This window comes from Nocardia rhizosphaerae, from assembly GCF_042650365.1.
Taxonomy (GTDB): domain Bacteria; phylum Actinomycetota; class Actinomycetes; order Mycobacteriales; family Mycobacteriaceae; genus Nocardia; species Nocardia rhizosphaerae.
On sequence record NZ_JBHSBA010000001.1, the window covers coordinates 17574 to 40917 of the forward strand.

The following is a 23344-nucleotide window of genomic DNA, read 5'->3' on the forward strand; positions in this document are numbered from 1 at the left end:
GGAACAACACCCGGAATGCGGCGGTTGTGCCGAACATGACCGACGCTGTGCACCGAGACGACCACTGGCTCGGCGAAGACATCGACCTCGACGCCTACCTGAGCCGCATCGGCTACGACGGGCCGCGGACCGCCACCGTCGACACCCTGCACGCCCTGGTCCGCGGACACACCACCGTGATCCCGTTCGAGAACCTCGAGATCATTCTCGGCCGCGGTGTCCCGCTCGAGCTCGCGGCGCTGCAGGACAAGCTGATCCGGCAGCGCCGCGGCGGGTACTGCTTCGAGAACGTCGGCGTGTTCGCGGCCGTGCTGGAACGGTTCGGCTTCGGCGTCATCGGGCTGAGCGGCCGCGTCACCTACGGCGCGCTGGCCGCGGGCGCGATCCGGCCTGCGACCCACGCGCTGCTGCGGGTGACCGCGCCCGGTGACGATCGGGTATGGATCTGTGACGTCGGCTTCGGTTTCGGCCCGATCGCCCCGTTCGAACTGGTCGACGGGCATGGTGAGTTCTCGCTCGGCGAGTGGCGGTACCGCCTCGAACGGCGCGCCGACGCCCTCGACGGCGATCTGTGGGTGCTGTTCCAGCACAGCCACGAAGGCTGGATCGACCGCTACACGTTCACCGAGAGTCCGCAATACCGGATCGACTACGCGGTCGGCAACCACTTCGTCTCCACCTCGCCGCGCTCGCCGTTCACCACCCGGCCGTTCCTGCAGCGGTTCGGACCCGACGTCCACCACGTCCTCGACGATCTGACGCTGACCACCGAACACCCCGACGGGACGGCGCAGTCGCGGGTGCTCGAGCCCGGCGAGCTGCCCAAGATCCTCACCGAGATCTTCGATATCGACCTCGACGAAGCCGATACCGCGGCGCTGGTCGCAACCCCGTGGCGAACCTCATGACGACCGGCTGAACGGCCGCCCATCCGGCCCGGCGGTTTGCTTCCGACGTGTCTCTACGGCAAATTGGTGGTTACTTGCCGGGAAACAAACCCCCGATTCTCGTCGTGGGGTTCGATGTGTTGGGGTCGTTCGTGCCGAGAGTCCAGACCGCGTCCGCGCGCGCGCCGCACCGGGCCCTGCCCGGCGACCCCGCGACCCCGGTCACCGGGCGCAGGCAGGACCTGGACGGGCTGCGTGGGATCGCGATCGCGCTGGTCGTCGCCTTCCACGTGTGGGCGGGCCGGGTCTCCGGCGGTGTCGATGTGTTCCTCGTGCTGTCGGGCTTCTTCTTCACCGGCGCGGTGGTCCGCGGCGCGGAGCGCAGTGCAACGGTGGCCGTCACCGAGACCGCACGACGCACGGCGCGCAGGCTGATGCCGTCGCTGGTGGTGGTGCTCGCCGCCATCGCCGTCGCGACGGTCGTACTGCGGCCCTACACCCAGCTGGGCGAGACCGCGGCGCAGACCCTGGCCTCGATGTTCTACGTACAGAACTGGTATCTGGCCGGCGCCGAACTCGACTACCTCGCGCCCGATCCGTCGGTGAGCCCGCTGCAGCACCTGTGGTCGATGTCGGTGCAGGGCCAGTTCTATCTGGCGATCGTGGCGGTGCTGGCGGGCTGGGCATGGTTGCGCAGGCGGCACGGGGTGGGGCGGCCCGCGCTGCTGCTGGTCCTGCTCGGCGGCGGGCTGGTCTCCTTCGCCTACGCGGTGTTCGGCTCGGCGCATCACCAGGCCTGGACCTACTACGACAGCGGTGCGCGGGTATGGGAGCTGCTGGCCGGTGCCGCGCTGGCGGTGGCGGCGCCGTGGGTGCGCTTGCCGCGCCGGGTGCGTGGTCTCGCCGCCGCCGCGGGCCTGCTCATGGTGCTCGTCTGCGGTCCGATCTTCGACGGCGCCAACCAGTTCCCCGGTGTCGCCGCGCTGTGGCCGGTGGCGGCCGCCTGCCTGGTGATCGTCTCCGGCTTCGGGACCGGCGGCGCGGCGGCGTGGCCGAACCGGCTGCTGGCCGGGCGGATCTGCACCGAGCTCGGCGCCATCGCCTACCCGCTGTACCTGTGGCACTGGCCGATCCTCATCTTCGTGCTGGCCGAGACCGGCCGCGCCGACGCCGGGCTCGTCGACGGGCTGGTGGTGATCGGGGTCTCGCTGGTCGCGGCGTATCTCACCACCCACCTGGTCGAAACCCCGCTGCGGCTGCCCCCTCGCGGACAGGAGCAGCAGGTGGGAGGGCATCGGGTGGCGGGAACGCTGGTCACCGTGCTCGCGGTTGCCGTGCTGGTCGCCGCGTCCGGCTGGCAGGCGGTGCTGCGCGCCAATCCGGCGGTGCCACCGCGGGCACTGGACAGCGAGCTGTACCCCGGCGCGGCCGCCCTGCTCTCCGGCGCCGACTATCCGGCCGAGCCGATGCGCCCCACGGTCTTCGAAGGCCAGGCCGACAGCCCGCCACCGACCACCGACGGCTGTATCACGCCGAACCGCGAAGTTCGCACCTGTACCTACGGTGATCCGGCCGGAGCCCGCAGTATCGCGCTGGTCGGCGGATCGCACTCCGAGCACTGGCTGCCCGCCCTGGAGCTACTCGGTGTCGAGCACGGCATCAGGATCGTGTCGTATCTGAAGGAAGGGTGCCCGATCACCCTCGTCGACGAGCCGTCGTACGCGGAGTGGCCGTTCCCGGAGTGTCGCGAATGGACCGAGGAGGTGCTCGACCGGTTGGCCGCCGAACCGCCGGACTGGGTGCTCACGCTGTCCACCCGCTACCGCATGGACGGCCCTGGCGACGAGGTTCCGGTCGAATACCTGGAGGTGTGGACGGCCCTGCAGGACCGCGGGCTGAACGTGCTCGCCCTGCGCGACACCCCACGGCTGTTCCGCAACGGTGTGCTCTACCGTGCCACCGATTGCCTGGCCCACCGGGGCGACGCGGACAGTTGCGGGCTCGACCGCAGCGCCGCGCTGTCGGCGATCGATCCAGCGCGGGAACCCGCGGCGGGCTATCCCAATGTCCATCTGCTCGATCTGTCCGACGCCGTGTGCCGTCCGCAGCGGTGCCGGGTGGTGGAGGGCAATGTGCTGATCTACCGCGACGAACACCACCTCACCGCCAGCTACGCGCGGTCGCTCGCGCCCGAACTCGGCAGGCAGATCGGCGCGATCACCGGCTGGTGGTAGCCGGATCCGGCGGGCTGTGCGGCTACCCTCGGGCCGGTGCGCATCCACCGCAAGACACCGGTCCTGCTGCTCGCGCTGATCCTGCTCCCGGTCGCCTGTTCGACCGGACCCGATCAGCCACGGACTGTCGCCGAAGCCTTCGCCGCCGCGTTGACCAGCGGTGACGCGGCCGCCGCCGCGGCACTCACCGACGCACCCGAGCAAGCCGGACCCACGCTGACCACGCTGTTCGACAACCTCGGCGCGAACGACACGGTCCGGGTGGCAGGCACCGGCGCCGACACCTTCACCCTCGAATCCACCTGGCGATTCGGGCCCGCCGGTCGCAACGAGTGGATCTACACCAGTACCGGCACCGCGGTCGACAACGACGGCTGGAAGATCCGCTGGAACCCCACCACGGTCGCGCCCGGCCTCGATCTCGGCCCGCTCGGCTACAGCCCGGTCTATCCGGAACCCGCGCGGGTGCTCGACGCCACCGGCGGCGCCTTGATGACCGAGCAGACGGTGACGCTGGTGCGGGTGGCGCCCGATGCCGAGCTGCCCGCCGTCGCCGCGCTGCTCGCGCCGCACGGCATCACCGAGGCAGGCCTGCGCGCCGACCTGGCCGCCACCCCTGGCGAGCCGGTGACCGCGGTCGTCCTGCGCGAGACCGATCTCGCCCCGGTACGGGAGCCGCTCACCGCGATGCCAGGGGTGTCGCTGGCGCCGCAGACCCGCCTGCTCGCCGTCGACAAGAGCCTGATCGGACCGACCACGGCGGGACTGGCCGAGCTGTGGCAGCAGGAGGCCGATGCCGCCGCGGGCTGGGCGGTCCGCGCGCACACCCCCGCGGGCACCCAGCGCATCGCCGGACCCGACCCGGTCCCGACCACCGACATCGCCACCACCGTCGACATCGACCTGCAGAACGCCGCGGAGGCCGCGCTGAGCCCACTGACCGAGCCCGCCGCCATCGTCGCGCTGCGGCCGTCGACCGGTGCGGTGCTCGCCCTCGCGCAGAACGCGCCCGCCGACGCCCAGGGGCCGATCGCGCTCACCGGCCTCTACCCGCCGGGGTCCACCTTCAAGACCGTGACGGTCTCGGCCGCGCTGCAAGCGGGCGGGCTCGACGTCGACACCGTGCTGCCGTGCCCGGGCCGCGCGACCATCGAGGGCCGCACCATCCCCAACGACGACTCGTTCGATCTGGGGCAGGTGCCGCTGCACACCGCCTTCGCCCGCTCCTGCAACACCACGATGGCCGCACTCGGTGTCCGGCTCCCCGCCGACGGGCTCACCGCGGCCGCCGAGCAACTCGGGCTCGGCGTGGATTATGTGACACCCGGCTTGACGACCGTCACCGGGAAGGTTCCACCCGCGCGCAATCCCGCCGAGCGGGTCGAGGCGAGCATCGGGCAGGGCACCGTCACCGCGTCGCCGTTCGGGATGGCTGTGGTCGCCGCCGCGCTCGCGCACGGATCGGCGCAGCCGCCCGTGCTCGTGCGCGGGCGGCCCGGCACCGCCGACCGGCAGGCCGCCCCGGTCCCCGAGCAGGTCAGGGCGCAGATCGCGACCATGATGCGGGAGACGGTGACCGCGGGGACCGCTACCGAGCTGCGCGATATCGACGGCCTGCTCGGCAAGACAGGCACCGCCGAGTACCTCGACGACAAGCACGCGCACGGCTGGTTCGTCGGCATCGATGGCGACCTCGCCTTCGCCGTCTTCGTGGCCGACGCGGGCAGTTCCGGGCCCGCGGTGGCGGCGGCCGGACGGATGTTGCGCGCGAAACGATGATCTATGTCACGCTCGTGCAACGGGCAATACCCACGCTGCCGCACGCGGTCCGCGCCCGGCCAGCTACACTCGTCGACGGGCCATATCCATGGTCAATACGCGGGATGTCACGATTTCGAGAAGGTTCGGAGTAGGCGCCATCGATACCGGTCAGAAGATCGCGGAGCATTACCGCCTGGTCGAGCGTATTGGTAGCGGCGGCACAGGCGTCGTTTGGCGTGCTGTCGACGAACGCCTCCAACGCTCCGTGGCTGTGAAGCAGATCCACATCAAACCGAGCCTGCCCGAGGGTGAGCGGGATGTATTGCGCCAGCGCGCGATTCGGGAAGCCCGCAACGCGGCACGCTTCCAGCACCCCAACGCCATCGTCGTCTTCGACATCACCGAGCACAACGGTGATCCGTGCCTGGTGATGGAGTACCTCAAGTCGGTCAGCCTGGCCGCGGAGCTGGGTCAGAAGGGCCCGCTGCCGCTCACCGAGGTGGCCCGCATCGGCGAGCAGGTCGCGTCCGCGCTGATCGCCGCCCACCAGGCCGGGCTGGTGCACCGCGACGTGAAACCGGGCAATATCCTGCTCGGCGAGCACGGTGAGGTGAAGATCACCGACTTCGGCATCTCGCGCGCCGCCGGTGACGTCACCCTCACCGAGACCGGCCTGATCTGCGGCACCGCCGCCTACCTCGCACCCGAGGTGGCCCGCGGCGCCGACCCGACGCCCGCCGCCGACGTGTTCGCGCTCGGCGCCACCCTCTTCCACGCGCTCGAGGGCGAACCGCCCTACGGCGCCAACGCCAACCCGCTGGCCGTGCTCTACGCCGCCGCCAACGGTCAGGTGCGCGAGCCGCGGCACGCGGGCCCGGCCACCGACTTCCTGCTCGACCTGCTCAGCCCCGAGCCGCTGGACCGGCCGACGATGCCGGAGGCACGACGCGCGCTGGCCTCCTTCGCCGATGCCGACGCGGTGCCCGCGGGTTTCGTCCCGGCCAGCGAGGCCTACGGCCGCCGCAACTCCGCCGCCGCCACCCAGGTGATCCGGCAGTCCGGGAACCGAGCCGCGCACGCGGGCGCCTCCACCGCGACCACCCGCCAGATCCGGTCGAATCCGCGCCCGCCCGTGCGCAACGACACCGCGACGCATCCGCCGACCACCGCCCAGCCCGCACCCGTCCCGCGTAAGGCAGCGGGCAAGGGCCGCGCGGTGCTCATCGGATCCGGCATCGGCGCCGCGGTCGCCGCGGTCGCCGTCGCGATCAGCGCCATGAGCGGCTCGGACTCGGATTCGCCGCAGGTGCAGGCGAACCCGACGACATCGGTGCAGAGCCCCGCCGGTCCCGCGACCAGCAGCGCTGCCACCCCGGCCGCGCTCGGCCAGACCACCAACACCGGCACCGTCGACATCGGTTCCGCCGGCTTGCTGGTGGAGAACTTCTACAGCAACCCGGCGGGCTCCTGGTCCATGCTCACCCCGGCGGCGCAGCAGGTGTACGGCAGTGAGTCCGCGTTCCGCCAGTACTGGAACGACCGCCTCATCAACTCGTTCGCCAGCATCACGGCGGTCAGCGGCAACAACGCCGACGGATCCACCGATATGCGCCTGGCCAGCATCACCATCAACGGCCAGACCAAAGCCATGGTCATGCGCGTGGTGAACACCAGCGCCGGCCTGCGCATCGACGGCGACACCCGCTGATCCGGGTGCGGTCGGTGGCGGCCGATCGCACCCGGATCAGTAGGCCAGCTCGGTCCACGGGATGCGGATGGGGAACGGGAAATCGATCTCGATGCCGTGCTCGTCGGCGGGGGTCCACTCGCCGACCAGGAGGTAGTTCGCCGGACGCAGCGGACGGACCCCGGCGGGTAGATCACCGGGGGAGGTCTCGAGCGCGTAGGCGCGCACGGTCGCGATGGCGCTTTCCTTTCGGGCCAGGTGGACTTCCCAATACCAGGGGATGCCCGCGGTCGCGTAGCGGGCCTTCTTGGCTTCGATGTCGGTGCTGGTGTTGGACGGGGACAGCACCTCGCCGACGAGGACCGTGTCAGCGGCGCGGAGGTCCTGGTAGGTGCCTATGCAGCGGTGAACGAGGAAGTCTGGAGTGAGGAAGTTCGATTTGCCGGTGGCGTCGAGGAAGACGTTGGTCTCCTGGCCACTGCGGTAGCAATTCTCGGGTCGTTCGGACGATTCCTTGGCTGCCCACTGCCGGAGCGTTGCGAACAGCAGGCCGGTGAACACCTGACGCTCGGCTGGACCGCGCCGCACCCACACCACCCGGCCGTCCCACAGCTCGATCTGCTCGGCGATCTCCTCCGGGAGCTGTTCGAGCTCCTCCCAGGTCAGGAACTCCGGCAGGTCGGGGGTGCACGGATGTGGGTTCGCCATGAGCACATGATATGCGCCGCTCGCCCCGTCGGCGGCGGCCTCGCGCTGGTTCGCTGACCGGTGCGGGGGTCGGCGCGCTGACCGCTTGTCGCACCTCGTCGGTCACCCTGCCGGCCGGTCGCTGTGGCCGGTCAGGAAGCCAAGAGACGCAGGCCCGCAGCGGTGGGGGAATCCGGCTGTGCGGTGTGGACGATCAAGGCCTGGTCGGGGTCGTCGGGGAGGCGCAGTGTCTCGTAGGCGAGGTCGAGCCGGCCCACCACCGGGTGCACGAACACGTGGCGACCGTGGGTCTTGTCGCGCACCTCGTGTCGAGCCCACATGTCGCCGAATCCGGGTGCGGTGCTGATGAGTTCGTCGACGAGTGCGCCGATGGTGGGATCGCCGGGATTGCGGGTGGCGTCCAGGCGCAGGTACGCGACGATGTCTTCGGCCTTGGTCTGCCAATCTTCGAAGAGCGCGCGCATGCCCTCGTCAAGGAAGACGAGCCGGGCCAGGTTTCGTTGTGCGGGTGCGAGTGTCGAGAAGTCGGTGAACAGTGCCGCCGCGAGGGCGTTCCACGCCAGAATTTCGGTGCCGCGTCCGAGGATGTAGGCGGGAAGGTCGGCGGCGAAGTCGAGCAGCAGGCGCAGGCCGGGGCGGACGTGTTGGGTGGCTTGTAGTTCGGGGCCCGACCAGGGTCTGGCCAGCCGATGCAGGTGTTCGCGTTCGGGTGGGTTCAATCGCAGAGCGTGTGCGACCGCGTCGAGAACGGATTCGGAGAAGTGCAGCGTGCGACCCTGCTCGAGGCGCACATAGTGATCCACACTGACCCCGGCGACCATCGCCAGCTCCTCACGGCGAAGCCCGGGTACGCGCCTGCGTCCACCGAAATCGGTGAGACCGATCTCGGTCGGGTTGAGCCTGGCCCTGCGGGAGCGCAGGAATTCGCCGAGTTCGGTGCGTCGATCCACTGTCACCGCTCCAGTATCGCTGTGTCCGGCGACGCGAGGGTGGGCACGCGGTGCCCAGGTAGCGCGTGCACTGCCGCCGATCGTCACGCCGCCGAAAGGTAGTGGTCATGACACAGACCACGAACAACACTCGTCCGCTCGGTGACACCGGTATGGAGCTCAGCCCGCTCGGGCTCGGCACCTGGGTGATCGCCGGTCGCGGCTGGCAGTACTCCTGGGGAGCGACCGACGACACGGACTCGGTCGCGGCCATCACCCACGCGGTCAACGGCGGCGTGAACTGGATCGATACGGCCCCGGCGTATGGGCTCGGACATGCCGAGGAATTGGTCGGTCGGGCGCTGGCAGGCCTGCCGGAAGCCGATCGCCCCTACGTGTTCACCAAGGCGGGGCTGATCTGGGCCGACGGCGACGATCCGACCGGTCCGCCGCGTCGGATCATGCGCCCGGAGTCGGTGCGCGCGGAATTGGAAGGGTCGCTGCGTCGGCTGCGGGTCGATCATGTCGACCTGTATCAAGTGCACTGGCCCGACACCGGCGCGGCCTTCGTCTACGGTGCGGACAGCCGGGTGACCGATGCCGCGACTCCGCTGGCGGAATACTGGCAGGTGATGGCCGATCTGAAGCGAGAGGGGAAGGTCAGAGCGATCGGATTGTCCAACCATGACGCGGCGCAGCTCGCCGAGGCCGAGCGGGTCGCCCATGTGGACGCGATCCAACCGCCGTTCTCCGCGCTCAACCGCTCCGCTGCCGGCGAGATCGCGTGGGCGCGCGCCAACCGTACGGGCGTGATCACCTATTCGCCGCTGCAATCGGGGCTGCTGACCGGCGCGTTCACTGCCGAACGCGCGGCGGCGCTCGGATCCGACGACTGGCGGTCGAGCCATCCCGACTTCACGACCGGATTGGCCGCCAATCTGGCACTGGTGGAGGCGTTGCGGCCGATCGCCGCCCGGCGCGCGATGTCGGTCGCGGAGGTCGCGCTGGCATGGAATCTCGCCTGGCCCGGCGTCACCGGTGCGATCGTCGGTGCGCGCACTCCCGCGCAGATCGACGACTGGATCGGCGCCGGTGCGCGTGCGCTGAGCGTGGCGGATCTGGCCGAGATCGCCGCCGCGATCGTTGACACCGGCGCCGGGACCGGACCGGTGTCGTCCGCGGGAGCCTCGGCATGACCCTGCACGTCATCGCTCGATTCCGGGCGGCTCCGGGCCAGGAGGATCGGCTGCGGACAGCATTGGAGGCGATGATCGAACCGACGCTCGCCGAGCCGGGCTGCCTGTTCTACCAGCTGTTCACCGATCCCAACGATTCCGCCGCGATGGTGCTGGTCGAGCGGTGGAGCTCGGCCGTCGACCTCGACGCGCACTTCGGCACGCCGCACTTTCTGCATGTGCGGAGCGTGCTGGAGACGGTGCTGGCCGAACCGATGGGGATCGACCGGCTCGTCGCGGAATGACGGGTGGCGGCGGGTCTGGTGGCCGGGCCCGCCGCCACCCTGGGATCTGCCGGTGGAGCGGTGACGGTCGACCATTAGGCTGGTAGGCGACCTGAGCCGAGGACAGAACAGGACCTGACCCGACATGACACCCCGCACCGAGCTCGCCCGCGTCGACTTGCGCGGTCGTACTCCGTCCACTGCCGAGCTGCGCACCGCGCTGCCGCGTGGCGGAGTCGACGTGGACTCGGTGCTGCATCATGTGCGGCCGGTCGTCGAGGACATTCGTGACCGGGGGGCCGAGGCCGCGCTGGACTACAGCGAGAAGTTCGACGGCGTGCGCCCGGCCGCGGTGCGGGTGCCGGTCGCGAAGCTGGCCGAGGCGCTCGACGCGCTCGATCCGGCCGTGCGCGCCGCCCTCGAGGTGGCCATCGAACGGACCAGGAAGGTGCACGCCGATCAGCGCCGCACCGACACCGTCACCGAGGTGGTGCCCGGCGGCACCGTCACCGAGAAGTGGGTGCCGGTCGAGCGGGTCGGGCTGTACGTGCCCGGCGGCAATGCCGTCTACCCGTCGTCGGTCGTGATGAACGTGGTCCCGGCCCAGGCCGCCGGGGTCGAGTCGCTGGTGGTGGCCTCGCCGCCGCAGGCGCAGTTCGGTGGCCTGCCGCACCCGACGATCCTGGCCGCCGCCGCGCTGCTCGGGGTGGACGAGGTGTGGGCGGTCGGCGGCGCGCAGGCCGTCGCGCTGCTGTCCTACGGCGGCACCGACACCGACGGCGACGCGCTGGCCCCGGTCGACCTCATCACCGGTCCCGGCAACATCTACGTCACCGCGGCCAAGCGGCTGTGCCGCGGCCTGGTCGGCATCGACGCCGAGGCGGGCCCCACCGAGATCGCGGTGCTGGCCGACGCCACCGCCGACCCGGTGCACGTGGCCGCCGACCTGATCAGCCAGGCCGAGCACGATGTGCTCGCCGCCAGCGTGCTCGTCACCGACTCGGTCGCACTCGCCGACGCGGTGGACGACGCGATCAACGCCCAGCTCGCCGTGGTGAAGCACGACGCCAGAGTGCGGGAAGCGTTGCGCGGCAAGCAGTCCGGGATCGTCCTCGTCGACGATATCGCCCAGGGCCTGCGCGTGGTCGATGCCTACGCCGCCGAGCATCTCGAGATCCAGACCGCCGACGCGGCCGCCGTCGCCGCGCGGGTGCGCAGCGCGGGCGCCATCTTCGTCGGGCCGTGGGCGCCGGTGAGCCTTGGCGACTACTGCGCAGGCTCCAACCACGTGCTGCCCACAGCGGGTTGCGCGCGGCATTCCTCGGGACTGAGCGTGCAGACCTTCCTGCGCGGGATCCACATCGTCGAGTACACCGAGTCGGCGCTGAAGGATGTCGCGGGACACGTGGTGGCGCTGGCCGATGCCGAAGACCTGCCCGCGCACGGCCAGGCCGTGCGGGCGCGATTCGAGGCGCTGTCGTGACTATCCCCACCGTCCCCGGCGCCGCGGCGACCCTGGACCAGCTGCCGCTGCGCGACAACCTGCGCGGCAAATCCCCGTACGGCGCACCGCAATTGACGGTGCCCGTGCAGCTCAACACCAACGAGAACCCGCACCCGCCGAGCCGGGCGCTGATCGACGATGTCGCCGAGTCGGTGCGTGCCGCCGCCGCCGACCTGCACCGATACCCGGACCGCGACGCCGTCGCCTTGCGCACGGACCTGGCGGCCTACCTGACCAGGCAGACCGGCGTCGCGGTCGATACCGCCAATGTGTGGGCGGCCAACGGCTCCAACGAGATCCTGCAGCAGCTGCTGCAGGCGTTCGGAGGGCCGGGCCGCAGCGCGCTCGGGTTCGTGCCGTCCTACTCGATGCACCCGATCATCTCCGAGGGCATCGATACCGAATGGATCGAAGCCAAGCGCAGCGGCGACTTCTCCCTCGACATCGACTACGCCGTCGCCCAGATCGCCGAGCGCCGCCCCGACGTGGTGTTCGTGACCAGCCCGAACAATCCGACCGGGCACAGCATCCCGATCGCCGAGTTGGAGCGGCTGCTCGCGGCCGCGCCCGGCATCGTCGTCGTGGACGAGGCCTACGGCGAGTTCTCGGCCGCCCCGAGCGCGATCACCCTGATCGATCGGTTCCCGACCAAGCTGGTGGTCACCCGCACCATGAGCAAAGCGTTCGCCTTCGCCGGTGGCCGCCTCGGCTACCTGGCCGCCTCGCCCGCGGTGATCGACGCGATCCTGCTGGTGCGGCTGCCGTACCACCTGTCGGTGGTCACCCAGGCCGCCGCGCGCGCGGCACTGCGGCACGCCGACGAAACCCTCGGCAGCGTCGCCGAATTGGCGGCCCAGCGCGACCGGGTCGCCGCCGCACTGGCGGAGCAGGGCTTCCAGGTGATCCCCAGCGACGCCAATTTCATCCTGTTCGGCCGGTTCACCGACGCGGCCCGCGCCTGGCAGCACTATCTCGACGCCGGGGTGCTGATCCGCGACGTCGGGATTCCCGGATACCTGCGTGCCACCATCGGGCTCGCCGCCGAGAACGACGAGTTCCTGCGCGTGAGCCGCGATATCGCGGGCACCGACCTCACCCACTGACCGCTGGAGGCAACGAGATGAGCAGAACAGCGCGGGTGGAGCGCGTCACCAAGGAGTCCTCGATCCTGGTCGAGCTGAACCTCGACGGCACCGGGCAGACCGAGATCTCCACCGGTGTCCCGTTCTACGACCACATGCTGACCGCGCTCGGCGCGCACGCCGGGTTCGACCTGGTGGTCCGCGCCGAGGGCGATATCGAGATCGAGGCGCACCACACGGTCGAGGACACCGCCATCGTGTTCGGCCAGGCACTGGCCAAGGCGCTCGGCGACAAGAAGGGCATCCGCCGCTTCGGCGACGCGTTCATCCCGATGGACGAGACACTCGCGCACGCCGCCGTCGACGTGTCGGGCAGGCCGTACTGTGTGTTCACCGGAGAACCGGATCACCTGGTGCACACCGTCATTCCCAGCGCGGGACCCGGCGCGTCGTATTCGACGGTGCTGAACAAGCACGTCTTCGAGTCGATCGCGCAGAACGCCAGGATCGCACTGCACGTGCGGGTGCTCTATGGCCGCGACCAGCATCACATCACCGAGGCCGAGTTCAAGGCTGTCGCCCGCGCGCTGCGTGCCGCGGTCGAAATCGACCCGCGGGTCAGCGGTGTTCCGTCCACGAAGGGTGTGCTGTGAAATCGGTGGTGCTGCTGGACTACGGCTCCGGCAATCTGCACTCGGCCGAACGTGCCTTGGTTCGGGCGGGCGCTCAGGTGACGGTGACCGCCGACCCCACCGCCGCGCTGGCGGCCGACGGCCTGGTCGTGCCGGGTGTCGGCGCCTACGCGGCCTGCATGGCCGGGCTGCGCGCGGTGCGCGGCGAACGCATCATCGGCCAGCGGCTCGCGGGCGGGCGGCCGGTGCTCGGGATCTGTGTCGGCATGCAGATCCTGTTCGAGCGCGGCGTGGAGTTCGACGTGGAGACCGAGGGCTGCGGGGAGTGGCCCGGCACCGTCGCCCGGCTGGACGCGCCCGTCCTGCCGCATATGGGCTGGAACACGGTGAAAGCCCCCGCCGACAGCACCCTGTTCGCGGGCATGGACGCCGACACCCGCTTCTACTTCGTCCATTCCTACGCCGCCCAGCAGTGGGAACTACCGCCCACCGAGCACATCGCACCACCGAAACTCACCTGGGCCGAACACGGTGTACCGTTCCTGGCCGCCGTCGAGAACGGGGTCCTGTCGGCCACCCAGTTCCATCCGGAGAAGTCCGGGGACGCGGGCGCCCAGCTGCTCCGCAACTGGATCGGGTCGCTGTAGGCAGTGGTTCTCGGCTGCGCCGCTACGGGGTGAACGGCGCCCGGCGGTTGTGCACGTTGTGCCAGGTTCGGGAAGTTCGAGGTCGATGAGGTAACGCTCGCGGAGCGTGGTGACGCAGTCGCCGGTCGGCACATGACCTTAGCCGTCGGACACGACAACCAGGCGAGCGCTGCCCATCGCCTCGGCGGCTCGCTGTGCGGATGTCAGCGGCGCTGTGGGTAGCCGGGACCGGGTGCGGGCCAGACGGCACATGGCCGGCGCAGGTACAGCCAGAACGGGCCGAACAGCGGTGCGCTGGTGGCCGATTCGGCAGCGAGCTCCGGCCGGAGGTCGGGCCTGCGCGGGAGGGTGTTGTCAGCGCATGAGATCGCGACGAACAAGTCGAGGAAGTCGCCGGTGGTCGCGACGGCGGACAGGATCTCGCGCACCACGGCGGGGCTACCGGCGGAGCCGCGTTCGAGTTCGGCCAGCAGCACAGCGAGCGCGGGCCACCCGGTGGCCGGGTCGTACAGCGGCATCGCGTGCGCCTGGACGAGTTCGCCGTAGCCGACCGACACGGTCTCCGGTTCCGCGCCGACCGGGATCGCGGCCGTCTTCGCCCGGTCGAGTAGCGCGGTATCGCGCGCCCCGAGCTCGTCGGCCGGCGCACCGCCGGCGCCGAGGGCACAGGCCCGCGCCCCCGCGCACAGGCGCAGGAACTCGCCGAAGACTTCCCCGGTGCCGACCGCTGTCGCATGAATGCCCGCAAGGGTGTCGGAGGTGTACGACACCGGATCGAGCAGTGACGAAAGCTGCAGGGCACGAACCCGATCCGGGAAGCAGCGGACACCGGAACTGCCCCCGATCCCACGCTGATCGAAGGTGACCACATCGAAACGGTCGCCGAGCTCGCCGGGGAACATCTCCCCGCGCGCTGCCCAGTCCACCCCGGACCCGCCGGGGCCACCCGCCGCGGTGAACAGCGTGCCGATCCGGCGCTCGGGATCGCGCGCGGGTTGCCGTACGACCGCGAGCGCGAGCTGCCGGCCGTTCGGGTCGGTGTAGTCCAGCGGTACCTCGATGGCGGCACACTCGGTGTCAGGCACCACCTGCTCCGCACAGGGCGTCCAACGGACCTGCGGCGCCGCCACCGCGTCGACCTGCGCCACCAACTCGGCGACCGACCAGCCCGGTGCCTCGACCGGTTCCTGGGTCGCCGCGCACCCGCCGGTGAGCACGGCCAACGCGGCGACGGCGCCACCGACGAGGGCTCTCGGAATTGTCATTACGCCGATCCTCTTGCACGGCCGCAGCAGTGTCGTCCCCCGTTCGAGGGACAGACACCCTGATTTCGGCCCCGGGGACTGCACCTGACGTGGCCCGGTCGCCGCGGTTGCGACGCCACCTGGGGTACAGGGTTCGAACAACCAGGGCGCATGCCGGTTCGACGGACGGTGGGCTTGCCAGATGCCTCGGCATCGTCGTTCCCGTTCTCGTATGTTGAGTGGTGTTCTCCGCAAATCACGTTGCTACACAGTGGACTAGCGTCGCGTCGCGGGGCTGGACCGGCGTGGTAGATTGCACCCGAGTGCTACAACGGCGCTGTGCGGATTGATCAGCGCGGCAGCTTTCTTGGGGGGTGCATGGCTAGCGGTGAAGGTTCGGTCGGGGTCGACATCGTTCCGGATGACGTACAGGCCTTCGCACGTGAGGCCTACCGCATCGCGGAGGAATTGCGCTCCGCTTCTGGAAGCTTGGACACGGAAGTGCAAGGACTCACGTCCACCTGGAAGGGTGCTGCGGCAGATTCCTACCTGGCCGGATGGGACGAAATGCACCGGGGCGCACTCGATGTCTGGGACACCCTGTTCATCCTGGCCGAACGGCTCGGGATCACCGCCGAGAACTTCCGGGCAACCGATGACGACAACGCGGCCACCGTTGTGTCGCTGAACATGTCATGAGCAGTGCCGAGGACGGATTCGCTGTCGATCTCGAGCATCTCGACGCGGTCACCGCACGGATGCGCGGATTGAAGGCCTACGTGGTGGACCAGCTGACCGCGCTGGACGCCAAGGCCAAGGCGGTGATACCGGATTGGAGTGGCGAAGCCGCTGCGGCGTACCGAACCGCGCACCAGGACTGGGCCGACGGTGCCGCCGACGTCCAGGATGGGCTCTCGGTGATGGAGAAGGCCGCGCAAACCGCGCACGCCAACTACAGCGGCGCCATGGCCGCGAACCTGAAGCGTCTGGGCTTGTAGCGGCCACAAGATCTTCCCGGGGGAATTCGATATGGACCTTACCTTCGGCGCGTACTATTCCGTCGGAAATGCGTGTTTCGGCCTCGCCGACGACCTACACACTGCGTTCACCACCGAAACCGGCACCTTGAACACCTGCGACGGTATGGCCGGGGTCGATGAAGAAGGCAAGTCGTGGGCGTCCGACTATGACGCAAGGGTCAGCGAACTATTGACGCTCGTCGCGGATCTCGGTGAGGCCGTGCAGAAACTCGGCCGGGTCGCTGTCCATTGTGGATACGAACTCTATCTCGCAAATTACAACAGCATTCTGCCACCCAAGTCCCCGCCCGCCGCGATTCCGGCAATGCCGGAGGTCGAGCGAAGATTCTATGGCGCACCGTGCAAGGCCGGCGCCGACCTCCAAGGAGGACTTCGGGACGCGGCAGATGATGTGATCGGCTTGGCAAACAAGGTCGGAATTGCGATCCCGGACGGCGATACAGATCAGTTGCAGGCTGCCGCAGAAGCCTGGGATCGATTGCAGAACAACTACACTGCACAGTTGTCCTCGGTGATGTCGAAGGCCGCGGAACTGATGGACACCTGCGACGCCGATGACGCGAGAGCTATCGCGGAGAAGCTGCGCGGCCTAGAAGGCGTGATGGCCGATGTCCTCGCGGCGTGCGGCGAGTTGTCGGCGATGTGCACGGAGTTCAAGGACGCACTGTGGGCCTTGCGAAAAGAAATGCTGTGGAGCATTTTGGAGGAGTTGGCGCTCAAGGTCGCGGAACGATTCGTCCTTGCGGCAGCGAGCTCGTTCCTCACCTTCGGAGTCTCCGCGGTGATCGGAGCTGCCGCAATCGCAGATACCGTGTTGGATTACGCCCGCAAGATCGCCGATAAAGTGGCGGATTGGCGTAGGCTGCGAGTCCAGGCGAAGGCCAGCCGAAAGCAACGCGACCTAGGGGAGTCGCAGCGGAAAGCCAATGAAACGAAAAATATCGACGACAGTGACCCGCGTGAAACGGAGAAGAACCCTAGACCTCAGAAGTCTCCAGAAGAGCTCGACCGGCTCGGACAGGACATCGGTGACGAAGTGGCACGCATCCCCCGTGGGTCTGGACAGCAAGATGCGCTCGTCGGCAAGGTAACCGACCTCCACCTCACCCAGGATGACGCCGTTACAGTCGCCACACGTGCGGCGGAGACGGCTTTCGGTGGAACCGGTGGGGTCGCGCACCTGCCTGATGGCACCAAAATGATCTTCCCGACGTATGTACAGATCGGTAAGGCGTTCGTTGTGAATGCCGACGGATCGGTTGTAAAGTACGAGGGTGACCTGACGCAGTTCGTTCAGTACTTGCAGGCATGAAAGGATTGTTAGTTGAATGAAGGTTCGAGTCTCGACGACGTAGTGAAGTTCGAGATACACCAGCTGATTCTGATGCGCTGTTCCGACAGTGAAAAGAGTTCCATACTTTCTAGAATCGATGTCCCTTTAGAGAGTGCGAAGCGGATCTCGAACGAGATGCAGCGCAGACTGAAACCTAGCCCTGACCAGTTCGCTAAATTGCAGGAGGTGTTCAGTGTGTCACGGTCCGACAACTCCATAAGTAGCGATAGTAGCTTCTGGCCACAGTTCACATTCGAGGCCACCCGGTCGGCGGTCGGGACTATTGACGCGGCTCGATTTCGGCGCAATACCGGAGACTTGCCGTTGGTGAGCGACCCAGCGGATCTTCGGCCATGGACCCTCACCCTGGACGAATTCGATGGTTTGTTCGGGCCGTTGCAGCCCGTGGACGGCTGGTACCCCAATGAGGAGTACACCTTCCAGTTCGCAGGCAGGCGCTACGGCGTCGGCTTCGGCTGGGGACTCTTCGTGGGGATCGATCGACTCCCGGATACCCAGGAGTGAGCGAACTCATCTGGGCGTAGTAGCAGAGACTGAAAGGGGCGACAACGAATCGCGTTCGTCGGCTGCGGCATTCGGAGATCGTGCGGAAGCCGCGATGTGCCGGGGTCACGGTTCGCGCGGGTCGGGGGCGGTGGATTCGACTGTGGCGCCCGGAGTGTAGAAGACCTCGACGACCTGGTCGATGTCGAGGTGGCGGTGCCAGTGGTCCTGCGGCACGATAGCGAATTGGCCTGCGGTGAGCGGAATTCGGTGGCTGTCGGTGGCGGTGAGGATCTCGACGGTGACGGAGCCGCGCAGGACGAGCAGGAGTTCGTCGGTGTCGGGGTGGAGTTCCCAATCGGAGGACTCGAGGTGGTCGCCGGTGTACATGCAGAAGGCGCCGGAGTTGAAGGGGGCGAGTTCGCGGAATTCGAAGGGGGCCAGGTGTTCGGCGAGCGAGCGGGGGTCATGGCTGTGCACGGGCGTCGCTTTCGGTGGGTGTGCAGAGGAACGTGCCGATGAGGTCGGCGCAGCGCGGCGTGTCGTCGAGCCACGGATTGTGGCCGCCCGCGAGGGTGACGAACTCGGCCGCCGGCATGGCAGCGACGGAGCGCCGGGCATGGTCGGGGGACTGGAAGGCATCCCGTTCGCCCCAGAGGAACAACGTCGGAATGCCGATGCGGCGCAGCTCGGCCTCGGTGAGGACGACCTCGCCGCGTGGTGTGCGGCCGTCGAGCAGGCGGCGCAGCAGGGCGCGGTACGAAGCGGCTCGGCCGGGCAGGCGTAGCGGGAGCCGGTGCAGGTCGAGCAGGTCGTCGGACATGGCGCGCGCGGTGTCGGCGCCGAGGGCTTCCGTCAGGGCGGCGCGGGCGAGGAAACGCGGCGACGGCATACCCATCAGCCATTCGTCGAGCCTGCCACGCACCGGGGTCGCGGTCGCCGCCATCCCCGCGGTCGGGCGGGTGCCTGGCAGCGCCGTCGCCGGGGCGCCGAGCAGCACGGCGCGGGTGATCCGGCCGGGGGCGTCGAGCGCGGTCCACAGGGTGAACAGCCCGCCGAGTGAGTTGCTCGCGACCTGCGTGCTGTCGATGCCGAGCTCGTCGAGCAGCCCGGTGAGCACCCCTACCGCGGCCGCTCGCACCGAGCCGTCCTGCCAGCGGTACGGTGCCGCGAGATTGTGGCCGGGCAGATCGACAAGCACGTGCCGGAAGCCGGGCAGCCTGGCGAGCAGAGGGGCGAAAGCCAAGGCGGGCGCGGTGATCCCGTTGATCCAGAGCACCGGCAGACCGGATTCGGCCGTGGTGAGCGCCCGGATCCGGACCGCGGGGTGGCCCACGGTGAGGTAGCGCTCGGTCGTCGTCAGCCCGTAGGTGTCGGCGACGCGTCGCTCGATCGCGCGGATTCGCGTAGCGAGCATGGGGGATGTGGTCATGGCCTCACCATCGCAGCCCGGATGGCCGGGCGTCTTGGACGAATCCTCCGCTCGGGGCTGCGCCACGCCCACTCACGTCGGCGGGGTCAGGGCTCCCGGAGTGGTGCCTGCGAATGTCACGATGTCGCGGTGCAGGTGGGACTGATCGGTGTAGCCGCAGGTGGTGGCGACCGCGGCGGCGGGTTCCCCGGCGATCAGGCGGTCGAAGGCGTGGCGGAACCGGACCACCATGGCGGCCCGCTTGGGAGTTTCCCCGATCTGGGCGGTGAACCGGGTCCACAGCCGCTTCTGGCTCCAGCCGGTGAGCTCGAGCAACTCCCCGACCCGCACCCGCCCGCCACTGCCGACGATGCGCTGCCAGCAGGCGGCGACCTCGGGATCGGGTGTCGTGCGCGTCGCATGGTCGGCGAGGAACCGGGTGGTGAGCGTGAATCTGCCCTGCCAGCCGGGGGTATCGGCCAGCCGCTCGCGTAGCGCCGAGCCCGATCGGCCCCACACTTCGTCGAGGCCGGCGACGGTCCCGGACAGTTCCCGCGGCGCGAGACCGAGCAGCGGGTACGCCGTCAGCGGTGACATCCGCACTTCGACACAGTCGACCCGAGCCGAGCTGAGCTGCCGCACCCCCGGCACGAGCCCGCTGACCATCCCGCCCCGATGTTCGGTCCCCCCTGCTGCCTCGGCCACCAGCCCGGCCTCTCCGACCTGGACCACCACCGTCACCGCGGGCACCGCCACGATGCGCATCCTGACTCCGGCCCCGCGCCGATCCCGAAACCCGGACACCGACATCCCGGGCGGCCGGACACTCGCCCGCGCCAGCTCCCACTCACTCCCGAGCTCCTGGTCGGACATGATCGGCCGCACCCCCCGAGCGTAGGAGCGCCGGTTCCGCCACCGCAATGACCGCTGGACTACTGCCATCGACGCGTCGACGAGCCGAAGCCCCGCCCGGGCCGAGGCCGGCATGAAACTCCTGTCTCCGCGACGATGGGTGAGCGCTGCGCCCTACCGGCAAGCGCGGAGACCGGCCGTCGGCGAAGTCGAGTCGAGTCGACGAAACTTCGCCCGGTCAGCACAGCAATTTATCTGCAATCGATCTTGGCAAATTACACGGATTGGATTTGTCGTAGGTGGCACAAAAAAGAATGCGGTGACGTCCAGGGAGGACGTCACCGCATTCGAACCGACCTGAGGGGGTGGCCGGAAGATTCAGCGTGCTCGAATCACTCGGCGGGAGCGTTGAGTTCCTGCATGCCGAGCAGGATGTCGATGATGTTGACGCCACCGCTGGTGACGGAATCGAACGCCGAGCTGCCGGTGTCGAGCAGTTCCAGGCCGGCCAGGGCGGCGGCCGAACCGGTGCCGAGGGCGCCGAGACCGGCCGAGCCGGTGGCGGCCAGGGTGCCGATCGCGGGGACGGCGGCCGCGGAGCCGGTGGCACCCGCGGTGCCCGCACCAGCGGCGCCGGCAGCGGCGGAACCCGCGGCGCCGAGGGCGGCGGAGCCGGTGGCCGAGCCGGTGAAGGCGTTGGCGGCGGCGGCCGGACCGAGCGCGGCGATGGCGACGGCGGCGGCGACAGCGAGGGTCTTGCGAGTCATGAGAATTCCTTTCGGCCTGCAATCACAGGCTGGTAACGCGGCAGTGCGGTGTGGCGATGCACTGGGTGGGGAACTTCGTGCCTGCCGACAAAACGAAAGCTAATCGATGCGGTGGGGGTCTGGCTAATTTCTGGAACGTGGCGATAATCACCGTTAATTCTTGGAAAACGGGATGTTTCCGCAGGTAGGCGCGTTGTATCGCGCGTCACATCAGTGGTGGCGCATGGTTGGCTACCGATGTCGAGCAAAATCGGCAAACATTCCGCGAGACATATCTCGGCACTATCACATACCCATCGCGATCAGATCGCGGGTCCCTCGTGGCCGGGTCGGGAAGCGAGTCGGGTGCGCGCCACGGTGCCGGGTATTCCGGTCCAGGACAACCGAATCGGGGGTCTGCCGGGCGCGCGGCGACCTACAGTGACGGGCATGAGCTTCCGGGGGATGCTGGCCGAGGAACGTGCCGAGTTGCTCGACCTGCTACGCGGGCTGAGCGAGCAGGAGTGGGAGGCGCCGTCACTGTGTACGGGCTGGCGGGTCCGTGATGTCGTCGGCCATCTGCTCACCGACACCCTCGGCCCGCTGGAGTACGCGGCCGCGGCGGCGCGCAACCGCGGTTCGATCGATCGCGTCAACAACGCACTGGCCGCCTCGTTCGCCTGCCTGCCCACCGCGCAGTTGCTGCACAAGTTCGAGCACGAGTCGGGCAGACTGTCGCGTTTCTCGCCCCGGCTCATGCTCTCGGACCTGCTGGTGCACCACCAGGACATCCGCCGCCCACTCGGTCGCCCCCGCCGCATCCCCGCCGACCGCATGATCGCGGTGCTGTCCTACCCCGACCCGTTCGCCTTCCCCGGCAGGCGCACCAGGGGGCTGCGCTTCGTGGCCACCGACCTGGACTGGTCCTGGGGCGACGGCCCCGAGATCCGTGGCCCCGGCGAGGCCATCGCGCTCGCCGTCGTCGGCCGCGCGATCGTCCTCGACGAGCTCACCGGCGGCGGCGTCCCTGAACTGCGCCGCCGCTGCGCCTGACCGCGACCGGGCACGGGCCAGGACCGGCGCGCGGATCGTCGTCGCAGACCTACTAGTCTGATCACGTGAGTCTTGTGCTGTTGCCCGCGGTCGATGTCGCCAATGGGGAGGCCGTGCGCCTCGTGCAGGGGGAGGCCGGTAGCGAAACCGGCTACGGGTCACCCCGCGATGCCGCGCTGGCCTGGCAGCAGGCCGGTGCCGAATGGGTGCACCTGGTCGACCTCGACGCCGCATTCGGCAAGGGCAGCAACCGGGACCTGATCGCGCAGGTGATCGGCGAGCTCGATGTGAAGGTCGAACTGTCCGGCGGTATCCGCGACGACGACTCGCTGAAGGCGGCACTGGCCACCGGGTGCGCGCGGGTCAATATCGGCACCGCGGCGATCGAGAATCCGCAATGGTGCGCCCGCGTGCTCGGTGAATACGGCGACCGGGTCGCGGTCGGCCTCGACGTGAAGCAGATCGACGGCGAATGGCGGCTGCGTGGGCGCGGCTGGGTCACCGACGGCGGCGATCTGTGGGAGGTGCTCGAACGTCTCGAACGCGACGGGTGCGCGCGCTATGTCGTCACCGACGTCTCCAAGGACGGCACGCTGACCGGCCCCAATCTCGACCTGCTGAGCCAGGTGGCCAATGCCGCCGAGGCACCGGTGGTCGCCTCCGGTGGTATCTCGGTGCTCGACGATCTCGTCGCCATCGCCGGCCTCGCCGAGGACGGCGTGGAGGGCGCGATCATCGGCAAGGCGCTGTACGCGGGCCGGTTCACGCTGCCCGAGGCACTGGCCGCGGTGCGCTGACGCCCACGATGACCGCCGCGCCGAGTACCGCCGAATTGACCGACCTGCTGGCCGTCGCCACCCAGGTCCTGGACGGGACCGTCCCGCGCTTCGTCGAGGGTATCGGCGCGCCGAGCGCGGTCACCAAGGGCCGCAACGACTTCGCCACCGAACTCGATCTCGAACTCGAACGGACCATCGCCGCCGACCTCGCCCAGCGCACCGGAATCGCGGTGCACGGTGAGGAATTCGGTGGTCCGGCGCTCACCTCGGGCACGGCCTGGGTGCTCGATCCGATCGACGGCACCTTCAACTATTCCTCCGGCCACCCCATGTCGGGCACCCTGCTCGCGCTCGTGCACGAGGGCGAACCGGTGATCGGCCTGACCTGGCTGCCGCTGCTCGGGCGCCGCTACGCCGCCGTCGCGGGCGGCCGGCTCACGCTCGACGGCGTGGTGGCGCCGCCGCTGCGGCCCGGCAAGCTGTCCGACGCCATGATCGGTTTCGGCGCGTTCAACGTCGACTCGGCGGGCCGCATCCCCGGCCAGTTCCGGTTCGACCTGCTCGGCGCGCTGAGCAGGCTCAGCTCACGGGTGCGCATGCACGGCGCCACCGGCATCGACCTGGCGTTCACCGCCTCCGGCGTGCTCGGCGGTGCCGTGGTGTTCGGCCACCATCCGTGGGACAACGCGGCCGGGGTCGCGCTGGTGCGGGCCGCGGGCGGGGTGGTCACCGATCTGGCCGGGGCGCCGTGGACCATCACCTCCGGCTCGGTGCTCGCCGCGGCGCCCGGCGTGCACGACGAACTGCTCGACATGATCCTGACGGTCAGCGACGAAGAACGAGGTTGAACAC

24 protein-coding genes are annotated in these 23344 nt (G+C 69.3%); 17 read left to right on the forward strand and 7 right to left on the reverse strand.

What is annotated here, in order from left to right:
* Positions 1-35: 35 nt before the first annotated feature.
* From ACFOW8_RS00105 to ACFOW8_RS00120, 4 genes are all read left to right on the forward strand, one after another.
* On the forward strand, positions 36-908 hold the full coding sequence (locus tag ACFOW8_RS00105; protein WP_378543421.1) for an arylamine N-acetyltransferase family protein: 873 nt from the start codon (positions 36-38) through the stop codon (positions 906-908).
* A 131-nt stretch (positions 909-1039) separates the two neighbouring features.
* Positions 1040-3121, forward strand: a complete 2082-nt coding sequence (locus ACFOW8_RS00110) for an acyltransferase family protein (RefSeq protein ID WP_378543424.1) — start codon at positions 1040-1042, stop codon at positions 3119-3121.
* Positions 3122-3157: 36 nt separating this feature from the next.
* A complete protein-coding gene (locus tag ACFOW8_RS00115; protein WP_378543427.1) occupies positions 3158-4900 on the forward strand; it encodes a penicillin-binding transpeptidase domain-containing protein in 1743 nt (580 codons plus the stop codon).
* Between the two features lie 88 nt (positions 4901-4988).
* Positions 4989-6590: a serine/threonine-protein kinase gene (locus ACFOW8_RS00120; RefSeq protein ID WP_378543430.1), complete on the forward strand. Its 1602-nt coding sequence runs from the start codon at positions 4989-4991 to the stop codon at positions 6588-6590.
* A 36-nt stretch (positions 6591-6626) separates the two neighbouring features.
* On the opposite strand, the gene ACFOW8_RS00125 is transcribed toward ACFOW8_RS00120, so the two are convergent.
* Positions 6627-7277, reverse strand: coding sequence for a Uma2 family endonuclease (locus ACFOW8_RS00125; protein ID WP_378543432.1), 651 nt, complete (start codon positions 7275-7277; stop codon positions 6627-6629).
* A 131-nt stretch (positions 7278-7408) separates the two neighbouring features.
* Positions 7409-8233, reverse strand: a complete 825-nt coding sequence (locus tag ACFOW8_RS00130) for a helix-turn-helix transcriptional regulator (RefSeq protein ID WP_378543434.1) — start codon at positions 8231-8233, stop codon at positions 7409-7411.
* A 101-nt stretch (positions 8234-8334) separates the two neighbouring features.
* On the opposite strand from ACFOW8_RS00130, the gene ACFOW8_RS00135 reads away from it, so the two are divergent.
* The 6 genes from ACFOW8_RS00135 to hisH all read left to right on the forward strand — a co-directional run bounded on the left by ACFOW8_RS00135 (position 8335) and on the right by hisH (position 13530).
* The gene (locus ACFOW8_RS00135) at positions 8335-9402 is read left to right on the forward strand and encodes an aldo/keto reductase (RefSeq protein WP_378543436.1); all 1068 of its coding nucleotides are present in this window, start codon (positions 8335-8337) and stop codon (positions 9400-9402) included.
* Positions 9399-9686, forward strand: a complete 288-nt coding sequence (locus ACFOW8_RS00140; RefSeq protein ID WP_378543439.1) for a putative quinol monooxygenase — start codon at positions 9399-9401, stop codon at positions 9684-9686. The genes ACFOW8_RS00135 and ACFOW8_RS00140 overlap by 4 nt, the downstream gene beginning before the upstream one ends.
* A gap of 124 nt (positions 9687-9810) precedes the next feature.
* A complete protein-coding gene (hisD, locus tag ACFOW8_RS00145; protein ID WP_378543442.1) occupies positions 9811-11148 on the forward strand; it encodes a histidinol dehydrogenase in 1338 nt (445 codons plus the stop codon).
* Positions 11145-12272: a histidinol-phosphate transaminase gene (locus ACFOW8_RS00150; RefSeq protein ID WP_378543445.1), complete on the forward strand. Its 1128-nt coding sequence runs from the start codon at positions 11145-11147 to the stop codon at positions 12270-12272. The genes hisD and ACFOW8_RS00150 overlap by 4 nt, the downstream gene beginning before the upstream one ends.
* Before the next feature lie 17 nt (positions 12273-12289).
* Positions 12290-12904: an imidazoleglycerol-phosphate dehydratase HisB gene (hisB, locus tag ACFOW8_RS00155; RefSeq protein WP_378543448.1), complete on the forward strand. Its 615-nt coding sequence runs from the start codon at positions 12290-12292 to the stop codon at positions 12902-12904.
* Positions 12901-13530, forward strand: a complete 630-nt coding sequence (gene hisH / locus ACFOW8_RS00160) for an imidazole glycerol phosphate synthase subunit HisH (RefSeq protein WP_378543451.1) — start codon at positions 12901-12903, stop codon at positions 13528-13530. Before hisB ends, hisH begins: the two co-directional genes overlap by 4 nt.
* Before the next feature lie 203 nt (positions 13531-13733).
* Here hisH and ACFOW8_RS00165 read toward each other — a convergent pair whose 3' ends face one another.
* The gene (locus ACFOW8_RS00165) at positions 13734-14795 is read right to left on the reverse strand and encodes a hypothetical protein (protein ID WP_378543454.1); all 1062 of its coding nucleotides are present in this window, start codon (positions 14793-14795) and stop codon (positions 13734-13736) included.
* A gap of 318 nt (positions 14796-15113) precedes the next feature.
* On the opposite strand from ACFOW8_RS00165, the gene ACFOW8_RS00170 reads away from it, so the two are divergent.
* From ACFOW8_RS00170 to ACFOW8_RS00185, 4 genes are all read left to right on the forward strand, one after another.
* Positions 15114-15473 carry a WXG100 family type VII secretion target gene (locus ACFOW8_RS00170; protein WP_378543457.1) on the forward strand — a complete coding sequence of 120 codons (360 nt, stop codon included), beginning with the start codon at positions 15114-15116 and terminating at the stop codon, positions 15471-15473.
* Complete coding sequence (locus ACFOW8_RS00175; RefSeq protein WP_378543460.1) at positions 15470-15772, forward strand: WXG100 family type VII secretion target; 303 nt, start codon at positions 15470-15472, stop codon at positions 15770-15772. The genes ACFOW8_RS00170 and ACFOW8_RS00175 overlap by 4 nt, the downstream gene beginning before the upstream one ends.
* 31 nt (positions 15773-15803) lie before the next feature.
* Positions 15804-17126 carry a hypothetical protein gene (locus ACFOW8_RS00180; RefSeq protein ID WP_378543463.1) on the forward strand — a complete coding sequence of 441 codons (1323 nt, stop codon included), beginning with the start codon at positions 15804-15806 and terminating at the stop codon, positions 17124-17126.
* A 348-nt stretch (positions 17127-17474) separates the two neighbouring features.
* On the forward strand, positions 17475-17672 hold the full coding sequence (locus ACFOW8_RS00185) for a hypothetical protein (protein ID WP_378543466.1): 198 nt from the start codon (positions 17475-17477) through the stop codon (positions 17670-17672).
* 105 nt (positions 17673-17777) lie between these two features.
* Here ACFOW8_RS00185 and ACFOW8_RS00190 read toward each other — a convergent pair whose 3' ends face one another.
* From ACFOW8_RS00190 to ACFOW8_RS00205, 4 genes are all read right to left on the reverse strand, one after another.
* On the reverse strand, positions 17778-18131 hold the full coding sequence (locus tag ACFOW8_RS00190) for a cupin domain-containing protein (RefSeq protein WP_378543469.1): 354 nt from the start codon (positions 18129-18131) through the stop codon (positions 17778-17780).
* Entirely contained in the window at positions 18118-19083 is a 966-nt protein-coding gene (locus ACFOW8_RS00195; protein ID WP_378543472.1) for an alpha/beta fold hydrolase, read from the reverse strand. Before ACFOW8_RS00195 ends, ACFOW8_RS00190 begins: the two co-directional genes overlap by 14 nt.
* Before the next feature lie 72 nt (positions 19084-19155).
* Positions 19156-19827, reverse strand: coding sequence for a helix-turn-helix domain-containing protein (locus tag ACFOW8_RS00200; RefSeq protein ID WP_378543475.1), 672 nt, complete (start codon positions 19825-19827; stop codon positions 19156-19158).
* A 479-nt stretch (positions 19828-20306) separates the two neighbouring features.
* Positions 20307-20681 (reverse strand): hypothetical protein, encoded by a 375-nt coding sequence (locus ACFOW8_RS00205; protein ID WP_378543478.1) that lies wholly within the window; start codon positions 20679-20681, stop codon positions 20307-20309.
* Between the two features lie 429 nt (positions 20682-21110).
* Between ACFOW8_RS00205 and ACFOW8_RS00210 the strand changes: the two genes are divergently transcribed.
* The 3 genes from ACFOW8_RS00210 to ACFOW8_RS00220 all read left to right on the forward strand — a co-directional run bounded on the left by ACFOW8_RS00210 (position 21111) and on the right by ACFOW8_RS00220 (position 23340).
* The gene (locus tag ACFOW8_RS00210) at positions 21111-21713 is read left to right on the forward strand and encodes a maleylpyruvate isomerase family mycothiol-dependent enzyme (RefSeq protein ID WP_378543481.1); all 603 of its coding nucleotides are present in this window, start codon (positions 21111-21113) and stop codon (positions 21711-21713) included.
* 65 nt (positions 21714-21778) lie between these two features.
* On the forward strand, positions 21779-22510 hold the full coding sequence (priA, locus tag ACFOW8_RS00215; protein WP_378543484.1) for a bifunctional 1-(5-phosphoribosyl)-5-((5-phosphoribosylamino)methylideneamino)imidazole-4-carboxamide isomerase/phosphoribosylanthranilate isomerase PriA: 732 nt from the start codon (positions 21779-21781) through the stop codon (positions 22508-22510).
* 8 nt (positions 22511-22518) lie between these two features.
* Positions 22519-23340: an inositol monophosphatase family protein gene (locus ACFOW8_RS00220; protein WP_378543487.1), complete on the forward strand. Its 822-nt coding sequence runs from the start codon at positions 22519-22521 to the stop codon at positions 23338-23340.
* Positions 23341-23344 lie beyond the last annotated feature (4 nt).